The organism is Xanthomonas sp. LMG 12462, assembly GCF_009192885.1.
Lineage (GTDB): Bacteria > Pseudomonadota > Gammaproteobacteria > Xanthomonadales > Xanthomonadaceae > Xanthomonas_A > Xanthomonas_A sontii.
The window spans coordinates 173,878-180,262 of record NZ_NMPP01000030.1 but is presented as its reverse complement, the minus strand read 5'-3'; the positions used below and the strand labels follow the sequence as shown (position 1 = coordinate 180,262).

General features: G+C 65.5%; 8 protein-coding genes and 1 pseudogene. 5 read left to right on the top strand and 4 right to left on the bottom strand.

What is annotated here, in order from left to right:
* Positions 1-726 precede the first annotated feature (726 nt).
* The 4 genes and pseudogenes from CEK69_RS08980 to CEK69_RS08965 all read left to right on the top strand — a co-directional run bounded on the left by CEK69_RS08980 (position 727) and on the right by CEK69_RS08965 (position 3,078).
* Positions 727-1,335: a hypothetical protein gene (locus CEK69_RS08980; RefSeq protein ID WP_226975100.1), complete on the top strand. Its 609-nt coding sequence runs from the start codon at positions 727-729 to the stop codon at positions 1,333-1,335.
* Between the two features lie 134 nt (positions 1,336-1,469).
* Positions 1,470-1,976 (top strand): hypothetical protein, encoded by a 507-nt coding sequence (locus tag CEK69_RS08975; protein ID WP_226975099.1) that lies wholly within the window; start codon positions 1,470-1,472, stop codon positions 1,974-1,976.
* Positions 1,977-2,350: 374 nt separating this feature from the next.
* Positions 2,351-2,677 carry a RebB family R body protein gene (locus CEK69_RS08970; protein WP_017915251.1) on the top strand — a complete coding sequence of 109 codons (327 nt, stop codon included), beginning with the start codon at positions 2,351-2,353 and terminating at the stop codon, positions 2,675-2,677.
* A gap of 116 nt (positions 2,678-2,793) precedes the next feature.
* Positions 2,794-3,078, top strand: a pseudogene (locus CEK69_RS08965) (RebB family R body protein).
* Positions 3,079-3,467: 389 nt separating this feature from the next.
* On the opposite strand, the gene CEK69_RS08960 reads toward CEK69_RS08965, so the two are convergent.
* Positions 3,468-3,854, bottom strand: coding sequence for a helix-turn-helix domain-containing protein (locus CEK69_RS08960; protein WP_152239736.1), 387 nt, complete (start codon positions 3,852-3,854; stop codon positions 3,468-3,470).
* 149 nt (positions 3,855-4,003) lie between these two features.
* Here CEK69_RS08960 and CEK69_RS08955 point away from each other — a divergent pair, with 149 nt between their 5' ends.
* Positions 4,004-5,011, top strand: a complete 1,008-nt coding sequence (locus CEK69_RS08955) for an NAD(P)-dependent alcohol dehydrogenase (protein ID WP_152245114.1) — start codon at positions 4,004-4,006, stop codon at positions 5,009-5,011.
* 35 nt (positions 5,012-5,046) lie between these two features.
* Here the strand turns inward: CEK69_RS08955 and CEK69_RS08950 are convergent, their stop codons facing one another.
* The 3 genes from CEK69_RS08950 to CEK69_RS08940 all read right to left on the bottom strand — a co-directional run bounded on the left by CEK69_RS08950 (position 5,047) and on the right by CEK69_RS08940 (position 6,298).
* On the bottom strand, positions 5,047-5,403 hold the full coding sequence (locus CEK69_RS08950; protein ID WP_152245112.1) for a hypothetical protein: 357 nt from the start codon (positions 5,401-5,403) through the stop codon (positions 5,047-5,049).
* Between the two features lie 122 nt (positions 5,404-5,525).
* On the bottom strand, positions 5,526-5,921 hold the full coding sequence (locus tag CEK69_RS08945) for a hypothetical protein (protein WP_152245109.1): 396 nt from the start codon (positions 5,919-5,921) through the stop codon (positions 5,526-5,528).
* Between the two features lie 20 nt (positions 5,922-5,941).
* A complete protein-coding gene (locus tag CEK69_RS08940) occupies positions 5,942-6,298 on the bottom strand; it encodes a hypothetical protein (protein ID WP_152245107.1) in 357 nt (118 codons plus the stop codon).
* Positions 6,299-6,385: the final 87 nt, after the last annotated feature.

The window sequence follows — 6,385 nt, the reverse complement described above, 5'->3', positions numbered from 1 at the left end:
TCGGGGTTGGTATGTAAGAAAGCAGGCTGAGAGACACGCATGACAAAAAAACGCCGGAAAATGAGACGGCGTGGTCGGAGTGATCACTCCCCCCCCCCCGGGAGAGGGGGCGGGGGGGAGGGTATACGGCGCGAGCGTAGCCCCTCCTCGCGATTCGTGATCAACAGTCGACGATGCATGCGTCCGCCCCAGACTCTGCAAGGCATGCCCGTGTCTGGCGGGCGCCGTGACGCAAGCGGCAAGAGCGGACCTGGAGCCGGAGCCTTTTGCGACGTCGTCCTCGGTGCTTGGAGCGCGTGTTGTCCGGGCCGAACGCCATAAGGTGTGCGCCGGAGCGAGCGGTGGCTACCGCCAGAATGTGGTGTGTTGCCATTGCCCGCATGCAAGGTGCGAGGATTGTCTGGAGTATGTCTACTAATGTGGACAAAGCCTGCTGTCTGCTGCGCGGGCTATGCAGGAACTGCGCATTGCAGCCGATCACGATAGGAGTGCGTTGCAACGTCGAGTGGCACAAGCAAAGTATCTGAGGGGGGCTGGGGGCTGTCGTCGCTATGTCGTGCGCTGCAGCGCAGCCTTGGTCGCCGCCGTTTCGGGGCGTTGCCTCCTCGATGGTGCCGGCCCGCTCGGCTTCTACGCTCGTCGTTGCACGTAGCGATACCGGCTTCGGCCGCCTGATCCGATGCGCAGGGCTCACGGCATCGGCCATTCCTCTCTCAGCAGCGAACCATGACAGTTCCCAACGGCGCCAATGCACAGATCACCGAAGCGGCGACGGTGTCCATGCCACCGGCCGCGTCCACCGGCGCCTCTGCCGCGACACCGGCTGCAACAGCGGCCGATCGTGGCGAGCTCGGCGACCCGGCCGGCGCGGCAGCCGCCACATCGCCGCCCGTGTCGCCAACGCCGCCATCCATGCTGAAGACGCTCGACGCACACATGCTCGCGCAGCCCGAGGCGGCAGGGCCGGCCTGCGACGCGCTCAACAGCACGGTCGTGCGGGGCGTACAGCGCAGCGATGCCGAAACCATGGCCTATGCACCGTCGCAGGTTGAGGTCGGCTCGAACATGCGGATCAGACAGGCGCAGGGCCTGGTCGCGCCATCGGCGGCGGTCTATTTCGACGGCGTCAGCAAGACGGCACTGGCCAGCCAGAGCGTGCTGCTCAAAAACCTGGCCGAGAACAAGTCGGAGCAGGCCGCCGAGGATGCGCTGGGAGTGCTGGCCACCGACGTGCTGGTCGGTGCCGCCGCCGCGGTCGCAGCCGCTGCTGGCGCGCTGGAGGCCGATTCCGCCGGCTTGCCCATCGACAAGATCGACCAGAGCATCGCCAAGTAGGCGGACATGGTGCGCGGCCGCAAGTCCGCGTCCTAGGCCGTTCGCACCACCGGTTTCACTTCACGCAGGGGAGCACCATGCAAGCCAACCAAGCATCCGATTTCGCCACGCTGCGCCAGCTCACCGAGAGCTGGTTGCGTCGCCCGCTACTTCCTCTCGAGCAGGAGCAACTGCGGCGCTTCGCGTCAGAATCGTCCGCGCCGCCGGTAGCGCCTGCCGCCGAAACGGCCGGTGCGTCGCCGTCGCTGATCGATGCCGAGCGCGAGCGCGTGAAAGGCTTGATCCAGCAGATGCAGCAGACGATGCAGAACAGCAGAGTCGCGCTGGACGGCGCCACCGCGGCCAGCGAAGCGTCGGTGCTCAAGGCGGTCCAGTCGGCCAGTTCGCTAGACCAGCTACCACCGGGCCAGTTACGTCCGCCGCAGAGCGGCGAGGGCGGCAGCAATCACCTGGTGATGGCGCAGATCCCCGATCGCCTGGCCAATCTCGTGCAGGCCGAAGTGCGCGCGTGCTTCGAGCGCGAGTTCGCGAGCCTGGCCCAGCAGATGCAGGCAGTGGTCGAGGCGGCGCGTGCGCAGGGGCTCATCGCGGATGCGCCGGCCGCGGAGCCGGGAGCACCATCGCCGCCTCCCGCTGCCTGAACCGGGAGTGTGTTTCTAACACGCATGATGCGCTTTGCGGCGTAGGCCAAGGCCTTGCGCCACGGCGCGCGATGCAAATGGCTGCGTGCCATCAGCGATCCAGCCTGGCGCCACGTCGCGGACAGTAGCTCGTTCGCCGGCCGTACTGGTGGATCGCAGTGGATGGCAGCGGATGCCGCGAGGGGATACATCCCGCAGCGGTAGCAACACGCATCGGCCGAGGTCGCGGCGCATCGTGGCCGATGTTCCCTCGTCGCGCGCACATTGCGGCGAGGCTGGCGAGACAAACGCCGCACACGGTTTAACAGGTTCTGCACTGTCCCGTTTTCAGAGATCGTACGGCGTGGGCCGTACCCCAACCCAGGAGCGAACACATGGCATTTCCCACCGCGGTCAACGACCAGATCACCGATGCGGTCACCCAGTCCAACGTCAAGGTCATCGGCGAAGCGCCGGCCTTCGCGATGGCGTCGATCTACCAGAGCATGGCGCACTCGACGGGTATCCTGTTCGGGAACGCTGTCTCCGCGCAGCAGCAACAGAACACCCTGGCGCAGGCAGTGGCCAACCAGGGCGTCATGCGGATCTACAGCCTCGACTCGACCGCCGCCGCCGGCGCCACCGAGAAGGTCGCGCAGACCGGCGTCTCCGACAACCTCACCAGCCTGCTGACCGTGCTCAACGCGTTCAAGCAGCCGTAGGCCATGCACGCTAACGCCGTCGCAAGACGGCGGTAGCGATGCGGTCTTCTGCCTGACGAGGACTGTTCTAGGGCCTATCCACAGCAGTCAATAACCAGGTCACCGACGCCGTCACCGTGCCCAATGCCAAGGGCATTGGCGAAGCGCCGTGACAGGCAATGACGTCCGTCGACAAAAGCTTGGCGCATTCGGTAGGCACGCCGTTCGAGAATGCTGTGTCAGCGCCGCTGCTGCCGGCTACGCTGGCGCAGGCGACCTGCCCGGGAACAATGCAGACGCAGAGCGCAAGCACGACCGCAGGCTCGGTTGAGAAGATCGCCCAGGCTGGTGTTGCCGACAATCTAGCCAGATTGCCGGCGGTGCTGCGGGCGTTCAAGGACAACATGCCGACGCGGGCTTGATGGTCATCGTTGAAGACGTGCTCTGCGACGGCTCAGCGCGACACGCCTTTGTGCTTGAAGGAGCGGCTTCAGCCGCAACGGGCAATCCCGCTCATGCGCGTCGCGGTGGCGGCCGCTCCCCAGGACTTGCGGTGTGTTGGCCAGTGCGCCTGTGGGAGTGACCTCAGTCCCGACGCCTTCCAAGGTCGGTAGTCGGGAGACCTCGTTGATCGCTGACGTCTGCAAATAGGCTTCCCTTCGCGATTGAAGCTCACTAGCGTCGCCGGATCTTGCATCTACAGCGGTGTCGCTATCGACCATCGACGTTCCGCGACGCCACGTCGTGCTTCCTGCCGCGTTGCCGTCGCCTCGTGGTGCGCGCGCCGGTTTTCTTTCGGCGCTTGCCTGAATCAAGTAGCCGTCGCTACACCACGCACGCGCTCCGGGGCATCAGCCGGCGCGCGCGACAGCTCGCGGGTGCGATACGACTCGCCCCATTCGCGCAAACTGATCAGCACGGGTGCGAGGGAGTGGCCGAGCGGCGTCAGCGCATATTCGACCTTGGGCGGCACCTGCGGATAGACGTGGCGCACGATGACGCCGTCCTCCTCGAGCTCGCGCAACTGCAGGGTCAGCATGCGCTGCGTGGCGTTGGGAACCAGACGCGTCAGTTCCATGAAGCGCTTCTTGCCGGAGAGCAGGTGGAACAGGATCACCGGCTTCCACACCCCGCCGATCACCGACAGCGTGACTTCGACCGCGCAGCCGCTCTTGCCATCCAGACGTTTCAGACGCATGGTCGTTGTACCTACAAAATTGATAGTACCTGCGAAAATTGTACGTTCTTGCGATGAAGGAAGTGCATCCCGACAATGCCTGCAATGCGGTTTCGCTGCAACTGATGCGGCGCTGCCCTCGCCACTTTTCCGCTAAGGATGTCGTGCCCATGAAAGCCATCACCCTGCGCCAGCCCGCTGGCCTCGAGAACCTCCGCCTCGTCGATCTGCCCGATCCCGGCCAGCCGGGCCCCGGCGAACTCCGCGTGCGCGTGCATGCCAGTTCGCTCAACTTCCACGACCTGGGCGTGGTGACCGGGCGCATGCCCAGTGCCGACGGCCGCATCCCGATGTCCGACGGCGCCGGCGTGGTCGAGGCGGTGGGCGAGGGCGTGGACGAGTTCGCCGTGGGCGACGCCGTCGTCTCGACGTTTTTCCCGACCTGGCTGGATGGCGGCCCGACCATCGCCGATTTCGCCACCGTGCCCGGCGACGGCGTCGACGGCTATGCACGCGAATACGTCGTTCGTCCTGCGCACTGGTTCACGCACGCCCCGTGCGGCTACAGCCACGCCGAAGCGGCGACGTTGACGACCGCCGGGCTCACCGCATGGCGCGCACTGGTGGTGGACGCGCACCTGAAGGCCGGCGACACCGTGCTGGTGCTCGGCACCGGCGGCGTGTCGATCTTCGCCCTGCAGTTCGCCAAGCACATGGGCGCCACCGTCATCGCCACCTCGTCCTCCGACGAGAAGCTCGAACGCGCGCAGGCACTCGGCGCCGATTTCACCATCAACTACCGCCGCGACACCGACTGGGCGGCCAAGGTGCTGGACTACACCAACGGCCGCGGCGTCGACGTGGTGATCGAAGTGGGCGGACCGGATACGCTGGGCCAGTCTATCCGCGCCTGCCGCATCGGCGGCCATATCGCCCTGATCGGCGTGCTGACCGGCATTGCCGGCCAGGTGCCGACCGTGGCGCTGATGCAACGCCACCAGACCCTGCAGGGCCTGATCGTCGGCAGCCGCCGCCACCAGCGCGACATGGTCCGCGCCCTCGACGCCACCGGCATCAAACCGGTGGTCGACCAGACCTTCGCGCTGGCAGACATCGCCGGTGCGTTTGCGCATCAGGCGGCGGGGAAGCATTTTGGGAAGTTGTGTTTGTCGATCTGAATCGGGCGGGCGAAGGAAGACAGGGCCGGGGCAAGTCAGTTGCCGCTTTCTCGCTTTGCGTTTCGTTCGATTGCGTATTGCACCACCCGCTTGGCTTCTTCCACCGCGTCTTCTGTCTGCACCCACGTCACGCTTTGGCGTGGGACGGACAATCCGGCAATCGTTTCGCTCAATACGGCGTCGATACCGCGCTCGATGAGCTGGGAGGCTTCGACGTAGAGGGTAGCGCCAATGCCGAGTTGCGCACGTGCGTGCTCGTGCTCCTCCACGACAACGAAGTGGCCTGTGTCCAGGCGGCAACCGAATCCGTGGGTGGGACCCAGACCGGGTTCCTCCCAGCGATGCAAAGGGAGGTTTAGTTGCTCAGCGAGGTCGAAGATCGAGGTTTCCACCGTACACAGGGGAAACGAGACCAGCAGTGGTTCGCCTTCGCAAAGTGGGGATGGGGGCATCGTGCGCTACCTGGTGTTTGCGTAAGTTTCGCCACGAAACGGCGCCGGCTCGGCCTGATGGCCTAGTCGCCCGCCAAGAAGTAGACCATGCGCCAGCCCTGGTCCGTGTTGGAGAAGCCCGCGCGGTGCTCGATACCGGCGTGCGTTGGGCATTGAATCAGGTTCTTGTCGACATATCCGCATGCGTGCGCCGTGAGCCTGACAAGCGTACGCAACTCGGACGGCGATGTGCGCCAGCTCTGGATGGCCTGGTCCGCATCGTCGTCCCCACCGAAGCTCCAGACGAACTCCTGCACCATGAGCCTGCGCAGGGACTGCAGATCGCGGTGCGCCGCGGCCCGATGCACCGGGGCGATGGATGCAGTTGCGCTCTTCGGGAGCTTGGGGTGCGGCGGACTGGCCAGAGCGCCGATCGGCGACAGCAGGGCGAAGCAGAGGGCGGCTTTCAGGATCGTCATGGGAGTCGCGCCGCGTGTCGTCATGGTTTCGCGAGCGCAGCGCCACACTTCCTGCATTCCGTGCGCGCCTGCCGATGGCCTTGTGGCGCGTTGAGCGCGGCACAGGCGTTGCAGAAGCGCGTCAAGTGAATGGTCTGCCAGAGTCCGTAGCCCATGACGCCGGCCGCAAAGACGAGGAACAGGGGCGGGGCGCCGGTCGCCCAGAAGAAGACCAGCATCAGTCCATTCGTCGCAATGCTGCCAACCATGAGGACCCGCCGCTCCAGGGGCGCATTCTTGTTGAAGTTGAAGAACGCCAGCGCCACAAGCCCGATCGCGGCCCAGAAGCCGAAGAGGTAGGGATAGAGTTCGTTCAACTGTTGGGGCGTGAGGTGCATGGATGTCCTGTCCGGATGCAGATGTGCTGGTCGAAGTCCAGGGCGTTGCGAAATCAGGCGCGCGACAGCATGCGGTGCGATGCCTGG